This window comes from Proteus penneri, assembly GCF_022369495.1.
Lineage (GTDB): Bacteria > Pseudomonadota > Gammaproteobacteria > Enterobacterales > Enterobacteriaceae > Proteus > Proteus penneri.
In genome coordinates, this window is the sequence record NZ_CP059690.1 from 1,923,816 (window position 1) to 1,942,208 (window position 18,393).

The following is an 18,393-nucleotide window of genomic DNA, read 5'->3' on the forward strand; positions in this document are numbered from 1 at the left end:
CATTTCCTTTGGTTTTAAAGTAATTATTATAATTAATATATAATCCGATTAATTTTAAAAACCATCCACATAAAAACATTCACATAAAATATTTTATAAAAAAACATATATAAATAATTAATATTTAATAAGGATATTATCGCTATTTTTCGGATTAAATTTAATATTCGTACTATTTTGAATAAAAATTTTATCAAGGGGATCAATAAAGAAAATTTCCCCATTGAGTGTTACTCTTTTTTTAGCATCAATAACCATTAAAGAGTTAATATTAAATGATTTACTTTCGAAAGAATGAATGTAATTACGTACATTAGCAGAAATTTTACTCTTCTCTAAACGTAGAGCTCCCTTATTAAAAAAGTTACCTTTAGATAAATTAAAATAAATATTAGTTTTATAAATAGTTAATCTAGAATTTTTTTCATTACTGTATGCCTTAGCATTAAATATGGTATTTTTTTCTGAAAAATCAGTGTTATTATATTTCTTATAGAGATTTTTCAAAATAGAATCAATACGCCAATTTAATATATTTATTTCCCCTAAGTTGATTATTTTCCCCTTTGTATCTATAACTATCTCTCCCACATTAAAAATGCCATTATTTATAAGAACATTATTTCCAGCAGAATAAATAAATTTCTTTGAATTAATAATCGAGCCAAAATCTAATAACAACTTTCCTTTATGATACTTTGAGGGGAATTTATTATACATATGGTAAATCTGTTTACCATTAATAATATTTAGCTCATTAGAAAACAACGTTAAATTTTCATTAAATTTAACGTACTTAGAAATAATATTTATTTTATCAAAAATAAATTTATTCTTCTCAGCTTCCTCACCTGCACTAAACTCAATGCTTCCTTTATTAGAAACTAGATACTTACCTACCTTTAAGTTATCACTTCTGCCATTGATTAAAGTGACTGTTTCAATACCATTAAATGAACATCCTTGACAATGTATTCCATTAGGATTTGCAATAACGATACTTGCAGGGTTGCCATTAATAGATAGGTCACCTTTAAGCATTGTTTTATTTTTAGATGTCACTTCATTTATAATGGTTATTACATCTTTCTCTTTAGCGTTATTAAACACTACACCTTTTTCATCAACATTAAAGTCACTATAATAATTATGTGAAACCCCTTGAATATCATTTGTCTCAATATTAATTACAGCTTTTCCACTTTCATAATTAATAGAAAGTTTTTTTGCTTTATCATCATCTTTAACGATTAACATATCCGAAGAAGCTTGAGAGGAAAAAAATAGTGATATTATAAATAAACCATGATAACAAAAATAAAGTGTTTTTTTTGCTTTCATTACTAAACCTAATTATATTATTCATTAGCAGGGATAATAAGAAGCATTTTATATAATACTTCTTATTAAATTTATTATTTCTAGAAAACAAATATCAGCACATTAACGAAATATATAACTCACCTAAATTAACACCTATATATTTTATATTTAAAATAAAAACGTTATTTTTATATATTAATTATCTAGATATATAAAGAGCACTATCCCCAGACAAACCATCAATATTTAGTTTACTTTTTGTTATATTATAAGAACCTTTATCAAAATAAACCTCACCATAACCATGCTTAATATTAATTTCATTTAAATTAGATTTAAACCCTTCAAAAAAAGAAATTTGTCCATTGTGATTAAATTCATTTTTTGAAAAAAGATGATATGTTTTCAACCCACTAAGTATATTTAATGTATCAATAGATTTATTTAATGTTCCTTCCATAAAAATTTTATTAGAAATAAGATTAATTTTTTGACTAGCGATCCGTTTTAGACCATGAATAGAGACATAATTTTTATCTGATAAAATGAAATCTCTGACACTGTCATTAGTTTTTCCACTAATTAGTGTAAAATCAGTAACTCTGGAGGCAGAACACTGGTTGCATTCAATACCATTAGGATTAGCAATAATTACATGAGCCTTTAGTCCTTCGACTCTAACATTACCATTAATTAAACTCATTTCATTTCCAGTGGCTTCATTAATAATAATATTTGCTTTGGCTTTTCTATTATTAAGAATGATCCCCTCTTTAGGAACATTAAATTTATGGTAAAAATTAAGTGAAATACCATCTTCAAGGTTTGTATCTATATTAATGACATCTTTATTTTTTTCATTATCAAAAGTGAGCGTTGTCTTAGGCGATAAATTATCATTTACAATAATATTCTCACCTGCCAAAACCATTTGTGAATTGAATAAAATAAATAATGGGAAAAGTAATTTTTTATTTTTCATTAATAAATCTCCTATAAAAAAAATTATATTAATGAAATTAATTTTCTTAGATATTATAAATAAAACATCATCTGTAAGGATTAAAACAAGATAGAGATAAAAAAACACGCAACTAATCAAATTAGTCGCGTGTAATAACATGTTCAAAATAAAGATTATTGGTCTATATGACGTCTAATTATTAGTTTAGTGTGGCTGTCCACCAATCATCGACGTCATACGAATACGACGACCTTCACTGATTTCCATATTTGATAATACGGCTAATTGTGGCAGGCTACGACGTAAAAAACGTGACAATAATGAACGTAGCGAATGATTCACTAATAATACTGGCGCACCGCCGGACATCTCTTGATGGCGTACAGCATCTGCCGCTTGTTGTTCAATATTTTCAGCAAGCCCTGGTTCTAATCCACCGCCACTTTGCATCGCTTGAACCAGAATACGCTCTAAGCTTGCATCTAAACCAATCACCTGGATTTCATCTTGATCACCAAACCAATGTTGTGTAATCGCTCGACGAAGTGCAACACGAACCACGGCGGTTAATTCAGCTGGATCTTTTTGTTCTGGTGCATGCTCCGCTAAGGCTTCTAATATAGTTCTCATATCACGAATAGGCACCTGCTCAGACAGTAGGTTTTGCAATACTTTGTGCAATACCGTCAGTGAAAGCATATCTGGGATCATATTTTCTGTCATTTTAGGGAGCTCTTTACTGACCCTATCAAATAACATTTGTGCTTCTTGACGACCAAATAATTCTGATGCGTATTTCGTTAATGCATGATTAAAGTGCGTTGCAATAACAGTACTTGCAGCAACAACGGTATAGCCCTGCACCTGTGCTTGCTCTCTTAAACTGTCATCGATCCAAACTGCCGGTAAACCAAATGCAGGTTCTTGAGTAATATCACCTTCTAAAGAGCCAACAGCATTACCCGGATTGATTGCTAACCAACGCCCCGGATGCGCTTCTCCATGACCAATTTCAACCCCTTTCATTAGAATGCGATAAAAAGAAGGTTTTAATTCCATATTGTCTCGAATATGAACAACGGGAGGGAGATATCCTGTCTCTTGAGCAAACTTTTTACGAATCCCACTAATTCGACCTAACAACTCGCCATTTTGGCGGCTATCTACCATTGGAATTAACCGATACCCCACTTCCATCGCTAATGGATCTTCAAGTTGCACATCTTCCCATGATGCTTCAACAACACGATTTTGTTTTTCAACTTCTTCCATCTCTTTTTGTTGTTGTACTTCAGGGTTAGCATTACGACGTAAGATATACCAACCTAATCCACCTAATGCTGCGGTGAAGAATAGGAAAACAAAGTTAGGCATTCCCGGTACTAAACCTAACAAGCCTAATACCCCAGCTGTTAACATCAGTACACGAGGATTATCAAATAGTTGGGTCACCATTTGTTGCCCAACATCTTCATCTGTTGCAACACGCGTAACGATAACACCTGCTGCTGTTGAGATAATCAATGCTGGGATCTGAGCAACCAGACCATCACCAATGGTTAAAAGGGTATAAGTCGTTGCAGCATCGTTTAATGCCATTCCATGTTGAGCGACACCGACGATAAGACCGCCTACCACGTTAATCACTAGGATCATTAAGCCTGCGATAGCATCACCACGAACAAACTTACTCGCACCATCCATTGAGCCGTAAAAGTCAGATTCTAATGAAACTTCTTTACGACGTTTTTTAGCTTCATCTTCGTTGATAATGCCCGCATTCAGGTCAGCATCGATTGCCATCTGTTTACCCGGCATTCCATCTAACACAAAACGTGCACCCACTTCAGCAATACGTCCTGCACCCTTGGTAATAACCATAAAGTTAATCAAAATAAGGATGATAAAGACCACAATACCGATAGCAAAGTTACCGCCAACAAGGAAATGGCCAAAGGCCTCAACAACGCGCCCTGCGGCTTCTGGCCCTGTATGCCCTTCCATTAAGATGATACGCGTTGAAGCCACGTTTAATGATAAACGTAACAACGTGGTAAACAGCAAAATAGTCGGGAAAGCAGCAAAATCTAAAGTACGCTTTGTAAACATTGCTACTAACAGCACCATAATGGAGAGTGCGATATTAAAGGTAAATAATAAATCCAATAGAAAAGGTGGCAATGGCAATACCATCATTGACAGTATCAACAAGATAAGCACTGGCCCTGCCAGTATCTGCCACTGAGAACTTTTCCAATTTCCCGGCAAGCGGAGTAATGAGGCCAAATTAGCCATGACGATTATCTTCTCCAGCAAAGTCCAGTGCGGGAGGCACTGGCAAGTTCATAGGTTGTTTAGGTTTTAAACCACCTTCGGTTTTCCATCGTTTCAGTTGATAAACCCATGCAAGTACTTCTGCAACCGCAGCATAAAGGGTTGAAGGTATTGCATGGCCTATTTCACTGTGACGATATAACGCCCTAGCAAGCGGCGGCGCTTCTAGAAGCGGAATTCGATTTTCTGCACCAATTTCTTTAATTTTTAACGCAATAGCCCCAGCCCCTTTTGCTAACACTTTAGGGGCTGTCATTTTGTCGTTATATTGCAGTGCGACAGCATAGTGGGTTGGGTTTGTCACAATTACATCTGCATTAGGCACATCTGCCATCATTCGACGACGCGACATCGCATGTTGCTGCTGGCGGATACGCGCTTTAAGTTGCGGATCACCCTCTTGCTGTTTAAATTCGTCTTTAATTTCTTGGCGTGTCATACGTAGTTTTTTCAGATGACTACGGATTTGGAAAATAATGTCGAATGCCACCATCGGGATCAGCATAAAAACCGTAATGTAGACAGCAAAAATTAGCAGTTGCATCGCATTGGCTAGCGCACTAAGCGGTGGAAGCGTGATCAGATGGAGAATATCGTTCCAGTTGTGCCATAAAAACACTGTTGCAGCGATCCCCACAAAGGTTGATTTCAGTATCGCTTTAAACAACTCTGCTAACGCATTCATAGAAAAAATACGTTTTAACCCAGAAATAGGATTCCATTTTTTGGGATCAAACTTAATGGATTTACTACTAAAGTTAATCCCACCTAATAAGGCAGAGCCACCAATTGCTACAAATACTAACCCCAAAAACACGGGTGATAGCGCAAAAACAGCTTGTTTAATCAAGCTACCAAATCGAGGGATCAATAAATTCTCATTACCGATAAGGTGATGATTAAACGTAAACCCTTCTGTTAACATGGCATATAACTCACGAGTGATAAATCCACCACTCATCCACAGCAAACTCACGCCACCCAAGATCATTAAAACGGATGAAAGCTCTTTAGAACGGACAATTTGCCCATCCTTTTTAGCTTTTTCCCGTTTATGGGGTGTGGGTTCCTCTGTTTTTTCGAGATCGCTATCTTCAGCCACAGTCTGTCCGATTTAGGTAATGAGATTAAAAGCATGAATGAAATGACTCTAAGCATGACAAATTCAGAGGAAATTGATGGGTTGAACAATCGCAAATTTACGGGGCTTTTTGGGCTATGACGGCATGCACTGAAAAAAACAACCTAATGATAAAAATGGAGATATGACCAATATTGACGCTGATTATAAGGAAATTAGCAAAATTCACAGTAAAATTGAGTTATTTTACTTTTGATGTTTATTTCAACAACTTCAAAAGCCGCTTAAACAAAGCGGCTTACAGTTTCTTCAATAGCGTGAGCTATTAAAGCATTATTACGTGATTTTTTATCCATAAAATACACCATCCTAAAAGAGCAGAGCATAGAGCGAATGCGTCCTGCATATCTCAACGTCCTTATCGCCCTACAACTCATCACAGGTTAAAAACCTAGACTTTCTAGCAAATCATCAACTTGATCTTGATTTTTGATCACACCAGCGTTGTTTTTATTAACCTGAGGACCATTTAATAAAGAGTCAGTCTCTTTCTTCACATTAGACTTTTCAAGTTGCTCTGGTGGCAGGTTTTCCATTAATACCATCACGAGTTGTTTTTCAATTTCTTGAACGACACTCATCATGCGTTTAATCACCTGACCGGTCAGATCTTGGAAATCCTGTGCCATCATGATTTCCAATAACTGACTGTTAGTAAAAGCCGTACTCTCAGGGATATCCCGCAAATAATTGCGGGTATCGGTTACAAGAGAGCGTACATCTTTCAGCTCTTCTGGCTGTTCGAACCATTGGTCCCAACGTTCAGTAAGCTTAGTCGCATCGGCACTTAACGCATCCTGTTTAGGCTGCGCAGCTTCGACACAATTCAATGTACGCTCAGCTGCCTGAGCGGTCATTTGAGCAACATAGTCCAGTCGTTCCCTAGCGTCAGGGATGGCTTCTGCTGCTTCGGCTATTGCTTTATCCAATCCTAATTCTCGCAAACTGTCGCGTAACATCCGCGTCAATTGTCCGATCCGGCTGATAATATCAGATGTCATTTCAATATTATCTTTCGGCATAATTGGATTCCCACTCATTGCGACTCCTTAGATGCCCAGTTTTTCAAAAATTTTATTTAGTTTTTCTTCAAGAATTGCTGCCGTAAAAGGTTTAACAACATATCCACTTGCACCAGCTTGCGCTGCTGCAATGATATTTTCTTTTTTAGCTTCAGCGGTTACCATCAGTACTGGTGTTGCTGCAAGTCCCGCGTCACTACGAATATTTTTAAGAAGCTCTAGACCATCCATGTTTGGCATGTTCCAGTCTGTAATCACAAAATCAACTGCCGAATTGCGTAATTTAGTTAACGCGTCAGCACCATCTTCTGCTTCTTCTACATTCGTAAATCCTAATTCCTTTAGCAAATTACGAACTATGCGGCGCATTGTTGAAAAATCATCAACCACTAAAAATTTCAGATCCTTACTTGCCATTGAAAACTCCTTCAAAATATATCGGCAAATTACTGTGTTGCTTTTTAAACTGAACTTAATCAGATACGCAATGATTGCGTGCTACTGATTTTCATCAGCACCGCTTTACTCATTGCGCTTATGCTTTTCACTTCGTCTACTGCGCCTATTTCAACCGCAGCACGAGGCATACCAAAGACGACACAACTCGCTTCATCTTGTGCAAAGGTATAACTTCCTGCTTGACGCATTTCTAATAACCCAACTGCACCATCACTTCCCATCCCAGTTAAAATAACGCCAATAGCATTACGCCCCGCATATTTTGCAACTGAACGAAATAGCACATCAACTGAAGGACGATGACGGTTTACTGCAGGTTCTTTATTAATGTGGATCTGGTAGTTAGCACCATTACGACGAAGCTCCATGTGATAATCACCTGGTGCAATATAAGCATGCCCAGGTAATACACGTTCGCCGTCTTCTGCTTCTTTTACACTAATTTGACATAATCGATTTAATCGTTCTGCAAATGAGTGTGTAAACCCTGCCGGCATATGTTGCGTAATTAATATCGCAGGGCTGGTAATCGGTAATGGTTCTAGAAAATTACGAATAGCCTCTGTGCCACCAGTTGATGCGCCGACAGCGATCAACTTTTCACTCGAAATCATCGGTGTAAATGACAATGATTTAGAAGGCTGTGCTTGTACTTCTCGGCGATTAATTCGTGCCAGTGCTGCCGCTCGAATTTTCTCGGCAATCAGTTCGCTATAAGCCATCATACCTTCACGCAAACCAAGCTGTGGTTTAGTCACAAAATCAACCGCACCCAACTCTAACGCTTTTAACGTTACTTCGGAGCCTTTAGCTGTTAATGATGAAACCATAACGACAGGCATTGGTCTTAATCGCATCAATTTTTCCAAGAAATCAATACCATCCATACGTGGCATTTCAACGTCTAACGTTAATACCTGTGGGTTGTACTTTTTTATTAAGTCACGAGCCACTATAGGATCTGGTGCACAATCAACAACTTCCATATCGCTATGACTGTTGATGATTTCTCGCATGATTTGACGCATTAACGCCGAATCATCGACACAGAGTACCGTTATTTTATTCATAACCTCTCCTTGCTGGTGTCAGCCCGTAAACGGTATGCCCATGCAAGTAGAAATTCTTGCTAAGCTGGCTTACATTCTCTGAATGTCCAACAAACAGCATTCCGTCTGGCTTAAGTAATGAGGTAAAGCGATTAAGTAAGGTTTGTTGTGTTTCTTTGTCGAAATAAATCATGACATTACGACAAAAAATCGCATCAAAACTACCTTCTAAATCCCATTGCTTGTCGAGTAAATTCAAATACTGAAAAGAGACCATCTCGCTAATTTGATGTCTAATTTTCACGTATCCTTCAAACTCGCCGACACCTTTGAGAAAATATTTTTTCAAATATTCATCATTTAATGTTTTAAGCTCTTCCTGTCGGTAAACACCTTTTCGTGCTTTATCCAACACATTAGTATCGATATCGCTGGCAATAATTTTGGTTTTATACGGGTTATTTCCAAAAACATCGCGTAAAGTCATCGCTATTGAATAAGGTTCTTCTCCAGTAGATGCTGCTGCACACCATACTCGGTAGACGCCTCCTGCTTTTTTTCTGGCATGTTTTGCCAAAATAGGAAAATGATGCGCTTCCCTGAAAAATGCAGTGAGATTGGTTGTTAATGCATTGACAAACTCTTGCCATTCAGGGTTGCGTACATCACTTTTAAGAAACGCAAGATAGTCACCAAAGTTATTCATCCGTAATTCACGTAACCTCCTAGTGAGACGGTTATAAACCATCTCCCTTTTGTTGTTAGTCAGCACAATACCAGCCTTTTGATAAATCAATTGGCATATAGATTGGAACTGATCATCGGACAACATGAACCGTTGGGTAAAAATATCCAACGGTTGAGCAGCGATATCTGATAAGACTTCAGTAACATTACGTTTCATTGTTTTTTAATGGGTCTTTTTAAAAAATGATTTTTTATCTGCTTTTTTCAACCCATTACCTTCTAAGGATGAAGAATTATTACTCTCATCCGTGTCAGGCAACTCGAATGCCGATACAGCATCAACAAGGTTATTAGCCTGATCTTCTAATGCTGCGGCAGCAGATGCTGATTGCTCCACCAAAGCAGCGTTTTGCTGTGTCACCTGATCCATCTGACTGACTGCATCAGCGACTTGGTGAATACCTCGGCTTTGTTCATCAGAAGCTGAGGCGATTTCTGCCATTAATTCAGTGACTTTATTTACTGAGGTGACGAGTTCCTCCATTGTCTGTCCTGCATTATTAACGAGTTGAGAACCTTGAGAGACACGTAAAACGGACTCATCAATCAACAACTTAATTTCTTTTGCAGCATCAGCACTACGTTGAGCAAGGTTACGAACTTCTCCTGCAACGACAGAGAATCCACGCCCTTGTTCACCCGCGCGAGCAGCTTCAACCGCCGCGTTAAGTGCTAATATATTGGTTTGGAACGCAATACCATCAATCACACTGATAATAGCCCCTATCTTTTGAGAACTTTGTGTAATCGCATCCATGGTTTCAACAACACTATGCGTGATTTGCCCACCACGTATAGCTGTTTCAGAAGCAGATTCTGCGAGCTTGCTCGCTTGCAGAGCGTTATCAGCATTTTGTTTTACCGTTGCTGTTAACTCTTCCATGCTTGCCGCAGTTTCTTCTAACGAAGCAGCTTGTTGTTCAGTTCTTGAGGATAAATCCGTATTTCCTTTGGAAATTTCTTGAATACCCGAATACATAGCATGGCTATTATCACGAACGAGACGAATAGAACGTGCAAGCTCACCACGCATCTCTCGTAGTTTTTTAAACACATTTCCTATTTCATCATCGGTGAAGACAAGAATTTCACGATTTAATTTACCCGTGGCAACATCATTAAAATAACGGCTTAAACTTGCGAAAGGTTTAATGATATTAAAACTTAGCCAGCGATGAGCGGCGATTGATACAACAATAACCATCGCTATTGCACCGATAAACATCAAGATAGCAATAGTATAAGAACGATGTCCTTGCTCGATAGATTCAGTAATTTCATCCTGAACATAATTCATATAGGTATTAAATGAATTTTCCATCGCTGTTTGATAACGTTCTGTTGGTTGATCTAAAAAACCTTGGAAGTTATCGTTTTTTAACATGCTATGTAATTCGGTTAATGCACCATACAAAACGTGGTAATCATTTTTCACTGCATCAACAATTTCTTTTTCTTCTGTTGGGATTGCCTCTTTATTTATTTCAGCAAGGAAATTTTGAAAATGAGTATTCGCCGTTTCCAAACGTGAAAGTGCAATTGATTCAATAGATTGAATATAATCCGTTGACTGTTCAGTTTTCACTGCGATAGCTACACGATTAATCGCATTACGTGTTTGTATTAAAGATGCCCAACTTAATCCTAATTCATCTCACTTAGATGTATCTATATCTACTTTAGTGATCTGTTCGTTATTCAAATGAACAATTCCTAGCGAAATACCACTAGAAATCAATTGCATAACGCAAAACATCATCAGTAATAAATAGAGACTGGTGGATATCTTTAATTTGCGAAACCTAAACATGCCTTCACCTCGTTTAAAGCGGTGGTTCAAAGCCACCGCTTGTCAGCCACTTGTTGTTGTTAGAAAGTTTCCCAATTAGCTGGATCTTCAACACTGCTGCTCTTTTTCTTTTCTGAGGTTCCTGGTTTTATAAGTGGAGCAGCGGCTTTAACTACAGGGGTTGCATCCAATTCCTTTTTTTCTAGCATTTTTTCTTCCTGACCCGGTAATTTGAAGATTGAAACTAAGCGGGTTAATGCAACTGCTTGATCTTCAAGACCAGCAGCAGCTGCTGCAGATTGTTCTACTAAAGAGGCGTTTTGCTGAGTAACACGATCCATTTCAGAAACCGCAAGGCCAACTTGTGAAATACCTCGGCTTTGCTCATCTGATGCTGAAGCAATTTCGCCCATGATATCAGTAACGCGCGTTACTGAATCCACGATACGCGTCATCGTTTCACCCGCACTTTCAACAAGCACAGAGCCAGTTTCAGTACGACTTACAGAATCTTCAATCAGTGTTTTTATTTCTTTAGCAGCTTCTGCACTTCTCTGTGCAAGGTTACGAACTTCTCCGGCAACCACCGCAAATCCGCGACCATGCTCACCGGCTCTTGCTGCTTCAACAGCTGCATTCAGTGCCAAAATATTGGTCTGGAATGCAATGCCATCGATAACAGCTGTGATATCGGTGATTTTCTGAGAACTTCCGGCTATGTCGTGCATTGTTTGCACCACATTAGCAACAACTTTTCCACCTTGGCGGGCAATATCTGAGGCGTCATTAGCAAGGTTACTTGCTTGGCGAGCGTTATCTGCGTTCTGTTTTACAGTTGCAGTTAATTGTTCCATACTTGCAGCAGTTTCTTCTAACGAAGCGACTTGCTCTTCTGTACGAGCAGATAAGTCATTATTCCCCGCAGCAATTTCACTTGTACTGTTATAAATATTTTCTGTACTTTGATAGACACCACGAACAGTTTGAATTAGCTCTTGTTGCATATGTTTTAAACCACTCGCTAACAAGCTCATTTCATTGCGGCCATTCACCTCGATATTTGGACGTAAATCACCTTCAGAGAAAGTTTTAATACTTAATAGAAGTGAGTTTAACGGTCTAATTAAGGCATTACGTAATGCAAACCAACAGAGAATTAATGCCGCAATAACGATAATGGCTAACACTGCTATAGTAATGGTAGTACGTTGGTGAGAGGCTTCTAATGCCATATTTAACTCTTCGTTAAATTTCTCATTACGCATAACATATGAAAGATATTCTTTATATAAAGCGTCTTGATAACCCGTAGTTGGTTGCTCAAAAAAATCTTTTAAGTTCTTATCTTGAAGTAAAATTTCTAATTGGTTTAATGCAGAGAAATATTCGATAAAGCGCCCTTTTAGACTACGAATATCATCTTCTGAGTGAATTTGATAAGCAGTAATATTCTTTTCAAATTCTTTAAATTTCTCGTCTGCACGCGACATATTTTTGCGAGCAAGTCCCGCCAAATAATCAACAGACAGAGAATTATCTACATTAAGATTTTTATCTTGTAATAAAAAACTAATCGCAGCGCGGTTAATATTATTACGAGCTTGAAGTAAGTTAGCCCAGCTTTCATCTAGGCGTTCACGTTGCTTTTGTATTGTCAGTGTTTTATTAAGGTCGTTTCTTGTCTCAACGATATTTGAGTAAAAAACGCCCCCTGAGACAAATTGCAAAACACCAAACAACAGAAGAATGGATAATAATCCAGTCACTATTTTCATTCGGCTAAACATAGTTTCCCTTTTTATAATAAACGGTAATGAGCAAGTTATCGGCAGACTTAAGAGAAACTTTATAGGATTCATTTCGTCTTAGTCACATTTTGCTCCATTAGAAAGCGGTGGTAATACCATTTTTAATTAAAATTATAAGTATAAAAAACTTTAAAGTTATTTCCGTCAGTAGAAAAATATTACAGCTAAGTGATAGCTACTTATTAAGTTAATAAGTAATAAAATAGAACTTAACTAAAATTATTAGTTCTTTTTTATCTTTTAATTTCACTTAAGGTTAATTTAATGTGTTAACGCTCACTAATAAAATAAAAAAGATAAAAATAACTATTCCGGCAAAATTACCGGAACAGTATTTAGATTATTTTTTAAAAAATAAAAACTTATTTAGCTTGAATTGCAGCACTATCGACTAATTCCATTTCTTCACTATTGAGTAATTTTTCAATATCAACAAGAATAAGCATTCTTTCATCTAAAGTACCTAAACCTGTTAAATACTCAGTAGACATGGTGACTGCAAACTCTGGCGCAGGGCAGATTTGTTCTGGCTTTAGCGTAAGAACATCAGAAACGCCATCAACCACAATTCCTACAATTCGATTTAATAAGTTAACCACGATAACAACAGTATTGTCATTATAAGTTACACTTTCTTGTGAAAATTTAATACGCAGATCAACTATCGGAACAATAACGCCCCGTAAATTAGTTACACCTTTAATAAAGCTAGGTGAATTAGCAATACGTGTAACTTGATCATATCCACGAATTTCTTGAACCTTTAAAATATCAATTCCATATTCTTCATCACCCAGCGTAAAAATTAGAAATCCTTGTCCAACAGTTTCACCGGATAATTTCTCGAAATGTTCCGAAGCCATAATCTTATTTTATCCTCACTATTAAATGACTGCACTTGCAGTTGTATTCTTTTTCTTATTCGTCATTTGTGTATGACTTAAACGTTGCAATTCTGGTACATCAAGAATTAAAGCTACACTACCGTCACCCATAATTGTTGCTGCAGATATCCCCGGAACTTTTCGGTAATTACTCTCTATATTTTTAACAACAACTTGATGCTGACCAACTAATTGATCTACTAATAAAGCATAACGACGTCCGGCACTTTGAACAATAACCGCAATTGCTTGGGTAATATCCGTTTGAGCGCCTTCAATATTAAAAGTACGATGCAATTCAATCAGTGGTAAATATTCCCCTCTAACCTGCAATAATTTCTCATCGCCAGCCAATGGATAAATATCATCTTCTTCCGGTTGTAAAGAACTGACTACCGTTCCTAATGGTAAAATAAAGACTTCGTCATGAACTTTAACAGACATACCATCTAAAATTGCTAATGTTAGTGGAAGTAAAATACGAATACGCGTTCCTTTACCAACCTCAAAACTGATCTGAATTTGCCCCCCCATCTCTTGGATATTTCGTTTCACAACATCCATACCCACACCACGGCCGGAAACATCTGTTACGACTTCGGCGGTAGAGAAACCCGGTGCAAAAATCAGCATAGCAACTTCTTCGTTGCTCATATTTTCAGAAACTGCAAGCCCAGAGGAAATCGCTTTTTTCAAAATACGTTCGCGGTTTAATCCTGCGCCATCATCAGTCACTTCAATGCAAATATTACCACCTTGATGTTCCGCAGACAGCGTTAACTGCCCTGCTTCCGGTTTACCCAGTGCAATCCGCTCCGCTGGCATTTCAATACCGTGATCAAGGCTGTTACGAACTAAGTGAGTTAAAGGATCGATAATTTTTTCAATTAAGCTTTTATCAAGTTCTGTTGAGCTACCAATCATGTTTAACTCAACTTTCTTATTCATTTTACCTGCAACATCACGAACAACTCGAGGGAAGCGACTGAAAACATATTCCATCGGCATCATACGTATTGACATAACAGATTCTTGTAAATCACGAGAATTACGCTGCAACTGAGCAATACAACTTAATAAATCACTATATATTGCAGGCTCAAGACTACCGCTGTGCTGCGCCAACATTGACTGTGTAATAACCAGCTCACCAACTAAGTTGATTAATTGGTCAACTTTTTCAACTGCAACACGAATGCTGCTTGATTCTGTTTTTGGTGTTGCCGCTGCAGTTGGCCTTTTCGTTGGTGCTGCTACAGGTGCTTTAGTTGGTTCTGCCGATGGCATCACCTTTTCAACCACTGTTTTTTGTACAGGTGCAGGTTGCTCAGCTTGGCTTTCAACATGAGCATCATCAACAGATGTTGTACTTTCTTCTGTAACTGCATTTTTTTCTGGTGTTTTTTCTGCAACAACCACTTTTTTAAACGAGATTTGTTCAGGTTCAATCACAAAACAAAGTACAGCGCTGATATCTTCTTCTGTTGCAGTAGTTTTTAATATTGCTTCAAGGCCATGATGCTGTTTTTCAACTTGGCTAACTTCACCAAGATGCTTTAATTCATCGAGCATTAAATCAATATCTGTCTCTTTCAGATCAGACAAAATGATATGATGGTAATAATGTCCATCAGCTGCCATTGTCGATGCGACTTCAACTCTGTTTTCTACGGCTTCACTTTGCACATTTTCAGCGTCAGATGACAAAACAGGAGTTTCAATCATTGTGGCCTGTGAGTCCGAAGCTTCAGATCCAGCAACAGCCTCAACTTGAGGAGCGGATTGTTCTTCTTTTACATCGAGAGCCAGCTGACGCAACTTCTCACAAATATAGTTAAATGTTTCCTCATCAGGTTCTTGTGAGTTTTTATGTGCATCCAATTGCTGTTGCATAATATCTTTCGCTTCCAGAAACAGGTTAATAATGTCGTCGGTGAGCGCCATCTCATGACGCCTTGCACTATCGAGCAAGTTTTCAAGCACATGAGTGGTCTGTTGAAGTTTAACGAAGCCAAATGTTGCAGCTCCTCCTTTTATGGAGTGTGCACTACGGAAAATTGCATTCAACTGTTCTTGATCTGGATTTGCCGGATCAAGTAACAGCAAATGCTGTTCCATATCAGCTAACAACTCATCTGCTTCATCAAAAAATGTTTGATAAAACTCAGTAATATCCATCGTTACTCATTCACCTTTACGCGATTACTAACAAATTAGGGGGCTGTTCCCTGCTTTGTAGTAATATTTGTCGATTGTGATGGCAAACTTTCCCCAGAAACTCCTGTTTCAACATTTTCCTTTTTTGATTCGGGAAGCTCAGATGCAGAAGACACAGACGAACCCGTCTGTGTGTTTTCTGCTTTTTCTTGTGGGGTTTCTTGCCCTGAAAGTAGAGGTTTAATTTCTGAAGCCTCTGTTACTGTCGGTGCAACCCGCTCATTTTCTTGTACAATTTTTTGTTCTGCTTGCTTCGTTAAGACCAAAATACTGATCCGTCGGTTAGCAGCTGCAAAACCATCCTCTTTAACTAAATGAACTGTTGATGCCATACCCACAACACGCAATACTTTCCATTCATTTAAGCCTGCACCAATTAATTCTCGACGAGAAGCATTTGCACGATCCGTTGATAATTCCCAGTTACTATATTTAAAAGCACCACTTGCATAAGGGATATCATCGGTATGACCCGATAAACTGATTTTGTATGGCGTATCATTTAAAATAGGTGCGATTGCCGTCAAAATATCTTTCATATAAGGTTCAACGGTGGCACTACCGACTCTAAACATCGGTCGATTTGCTTTATCAATAATTTGAATGCGCAAACCTTCATCCATCATGTCGATCAGTAAATGAGGCTTCAGATCTTTTAACCGAGGATCATTTAAAATGACTTGTTCTAAATTCTCTTTTAATCGGCGGAATTGTTGCTTTTCATTGAGCTGTTTATCTTCTTGGCCTTTTGGCAAAATATCGCCTTCGTTATAGACAGGATCACGCCCTCCTCCAGGAATAGGATTGGTTGCATCCCCACTAAATCGCCCTTTTTCAATAGCGACTTTTAATGGCGTACGAAAATATTCGGCTACACGAGTTAATTCTTGTGGACTAGAGATTGAAAGTAACCACATCACCAGAAAGAAAGCCATCATTGCGGTCATAAAGTCAGCATAAGCTATCTTCCATGCACCACCGTGAGCGTTATGTTGCTTTCTCCCTCGCTTTTTAACTCGGATGATTTGTGAATTACTCTTCATAATTACTCTTCTTTCATTGCATCAGGATTTGCCTGCATTGGTGTCCGTACCTGACGTACATGTTCTTCCAATTCAATAAAAGAAGGTCTGTCTGCCAGAAAGAGGGTTTTACGTCCAAATTCAACAGCTATCTGTGGTGCATATCCATTCATGCTAGATAACAATGTTGTTTTGATGCACTCCATCATTTTCATTTGCTGACTAGAGCGCTGTCTGAGCCTAGAAGCTAATGGTGAAATAAAGCCATAAGCTAATAAAATACCTAAGAAAGTACCAACCATTGCATGACCAATGAGAACGCCCATTTCACCAGCAGGTCTATCGGCTGCACCTAACGCATTAACGACCCCCATCACCGCAGCAACAATACCAAATGCGGGCAGTGAATCACCCATGGCAGATAATCCCGTTGCAGGAACTTCGCTCTCTTCCTCAAAAGTTGCAATCTCTTCATCCATCAGAGATTCAATTTCATAAGGGTTCATATTCCCTGTCACCATCAGACGCATATAGTCAGTAATAAAACTGAGCATATAAACATCTTTCATAATGCGAGGATATTGGGAAAAAATGTCACTTTGTTGTGGATTTTCGATATCTCTCTCTAATGCCAACATCCCGTTTTGACGAGCTTTTGACAATAAACGAAACATGAGTGCCATTAAATCCATGTACATCGCTTTATTATAATTTGTACTACGAAGTAATTTCGGTAGGATCTTCATTGTCGATACAATTGCTCTACCATTATTACCTACAATAAAAGCACCGATACCGGCACCAAAGATGATTATAAATTCGGCTGGCTGGTATAAGGCACCTAAACTACCACCGACGAGAAGATATCCCCCGATGACGGCGCTCATAACCACGATATATCCTAAGAGTACTAACACGCGATATCCCTTTAGCTAATTTCGTTATTGAGAGAATGGCGAACATAGCAGCAAGAGATAGGAGGGGGAGAGGAAACGGTACAGGTTATAGATAACTAAGCTCTATAACCTGATATTTAACTTTCAATCTCGAATCACATTGCAAACTGTTCAAGACCATCCAACAGTTGTAAGTTAATATCGGCAGGATTGGCGGAAAGTTTACGTTTTTTTATTGCGCGAGAAGGTGGCTGGCAAAGACTACAAACATAATTACTAGCTGGCTGGTGTGCGTGTGTAATAAATGAACCATTACATTTGGTACAAACAGAAAGTTGCAACATACCACTTTCAACAAAACGTACTAATGTCCATGCTCTTGTTAGTGCTAAAATAGGTTCTTGATCTTTAACAGGAGGACATTGCTCTAAGTATAAACGATAAGCCTTAACAACAGCCTCAACGCCAACACAACCGCCATTTTTTAATAAAAAGCGATAAGCATTATAAAACATTGAGGAATGGATATTTTGTTCCCATGTCATAAACCAATCCGTTGAAAATGGCAGCATTCCTTTTGGAGGGGGGCTCCCTCTTAATTCTTTGTATAATTTAATTAAACGCCCCCGACTTAATTGAGTTTCACTTTCAAGCATTTGTAAGCGGGCACCCAAGGTGATTAATTCCATTGCTAAGCGAATATCTTTCGCTTCTCGGACGATACTTTTCTCACTCATT

At 37.9% G+C, this 18,393-nt stretch carries 14 protein-coding genes and 1 pseudogene; all 15 read right to left on the reverse strand.

The window, feature by feature from the left end:
* Positions 1-117 precede the first annotated feature (117 nt).
* A complete protein-coding gene (locus H1225_RS08800) occupies positions 118-1,341 on the reverse strand; it encodes a two-partner secretion domain-containing protein (RefSeq protein WP_239739673.1) in 1,224 nt (407 codons plus the stop codon).
* Between the two features lie 181 nt (positions 1,342-1,522).
* The gene (locus H1225_RS08805; RefSeq protein WP_237584378.1) at positions 1,523-2,305 is read right to left on the reverse strand and encodes a two-partner secretion domain-containing protein; all 783 of its coding nucleotides are present in this window, start codon (positions 2,303-2,305) and stop codon (positions 1,523-1,525) included.
* 186 nt (positions 2,306-2,491) lie between these two features.
* Complete coding sequence (flhA, locus tag H1225_RS08810; protein ID WP_109847277.1) at positions 2,492-4,582, reverse strand: flagellar biosynthesis protein FlhA; 2,091 nt, start codon at positions 4,580-4,582, stop codon at positions 2,492-2,494.
* A complete protein-coding gene (flhB, locus tag H1225_RS08815) occupies positions 4,575-5,723 on the reverse strand; it encodes a flagellar biosynthesis protein FlhB (protein ID WP_072063119.1) in 1,149 nt (382 codons plus the stop codon). The genes flhA and flhB overlap by 8 nt, the downstream gene beginning before the upstream one ends.
* A gap of 422 nt (positions 5,724-6,145) precedes the next feature.
* Positions 6,146-6,802: a protein phosphatase CheZ gene (gene cheZ / locus H1225_RS08820; RefSeq protein WP_023581808.1), complete on the reverse strand. Its 657-nt coding sequence runs from the start codon at positions 6,800-6,802 to the stop codon at positions 6,146-6,148.
* Positions 6,803-6,811: 9 nt separating this feature from the next.
* The gene (cheY, locus tag H1225_RS08825; protein ID WP_161671115.1) at positions 6,812-7,201 is read right to left on the reverse strand and encodes a chemotaxis response regulator CheY; all 390 of its coding nucleotides are present in this window, start codon (positions 7,199-7,201) and stop codon (positions 6,812-6,814) included.
* A 59-nt stretch (positions 7,202-7,260) separates the two neighbouring features.
* Entirely contained in the window at positions 7,261-8,313 is a 1,053-nt protein-coding gene (locus H1225_RS08830; protein ID WP_109847276.1) for a protein-glutamate methylesterase/protein-glutamine glutaminase, read from the reverse strand.
* Positions 8,306-9,196: a protein-glutamate O-methyltransferase CheR gene (cheR, locus tag H1225_RS08835; RefSeq protein ID WP_072063121.1), complete on the reverse strand. Its 891-nt coding sequence runs from the start codon at positions 9,194-9,196 to the stop codon at positions 8,306-8,308. The genes H1225_RS08830 and cheR overlap by 8 nt, the downstream gene beginning before the upstream one ends.
* A gap of 6 nt (positions 9,197-9,202) precedes the next feature.
* Positions 9,203-10,849: pseudogene (locus H1225_RS18310) on the reverse strand (methyl-accepting chemotaxis protein).
* 59 nt (positions 10,850-10,908) lie between these two features.
* Entirely contained in the window at positions 10,909-12,615 is a 1,707-nt protein-coding gene (locus H1225_RS08850) for a methyl-accepting chemotaxis protein (protein WP_239739674.1), read from the reverse strand.
* Between the two features lie 383 nt (positions 12,616-12,998).
* Positions 12,999-13,499, reverse strand: coding sequence for a chemotaxis protein CheW (cheW, locus tag H1225_RS08855; RefSeq protein WP_006533200.1), 501 nt, complete (start codon positions 13,497-13,499; stop codon positions 12,999-13,001).
* A gap of 21 nt (positions 13,500-13,520) precedes the next feature.
* On the reverse strand, positions 13,521-15,698 hold the full coding sequence (cheA, locus tag H1225_RS08860) for a chemotaxis protein CheA (RefSeq protein ID WP_109400761.1): 2,178 nt from the start codon (positions 15,696-15,698) through the stop codon (positions 13,521-13,523).
* A 35-nt stretch (positions 15,699-15,733) separates the two neighbouring features.
* Complete coding sequence (gene motB, locus H1225_RS08865) at positions 15,734-16,780, reverse strand: flagellar motor protein MotB (protein ID WP_072063126.1); 1,047 nt, start codon at positions 16,778-16,780, stop codon at positions 15,734-15,736.
* Positions 16,781-16,782: 2 nt separating this feature from the next.
* Complete coding sequence (motA, locus tag H1225_RS08870) at positions 16,783-17,676, reverse strand: flagellar motor stator protein MotA (protein ID WP_036935706.1); 894 nt, start codon at positions 17,674-17,676, stop codon at positions 16,783-16,785.
* Between the two features lie 134 nt (positions 17,677-17,810).
* Positions 17,811-18,392 (reverse strand): flagellar transcriptional regulator FlhC, encoded by a 582-nt coding sequence (gene flhC / locus H1225_RS08875; RefSeq protein WP_006533207.1) that lies wholly within the window; start codon positions 18,390-18,392, stop codon positions 17,811-17,813.
* Position 18,393 lies beyond the last annotated feature (1 nt).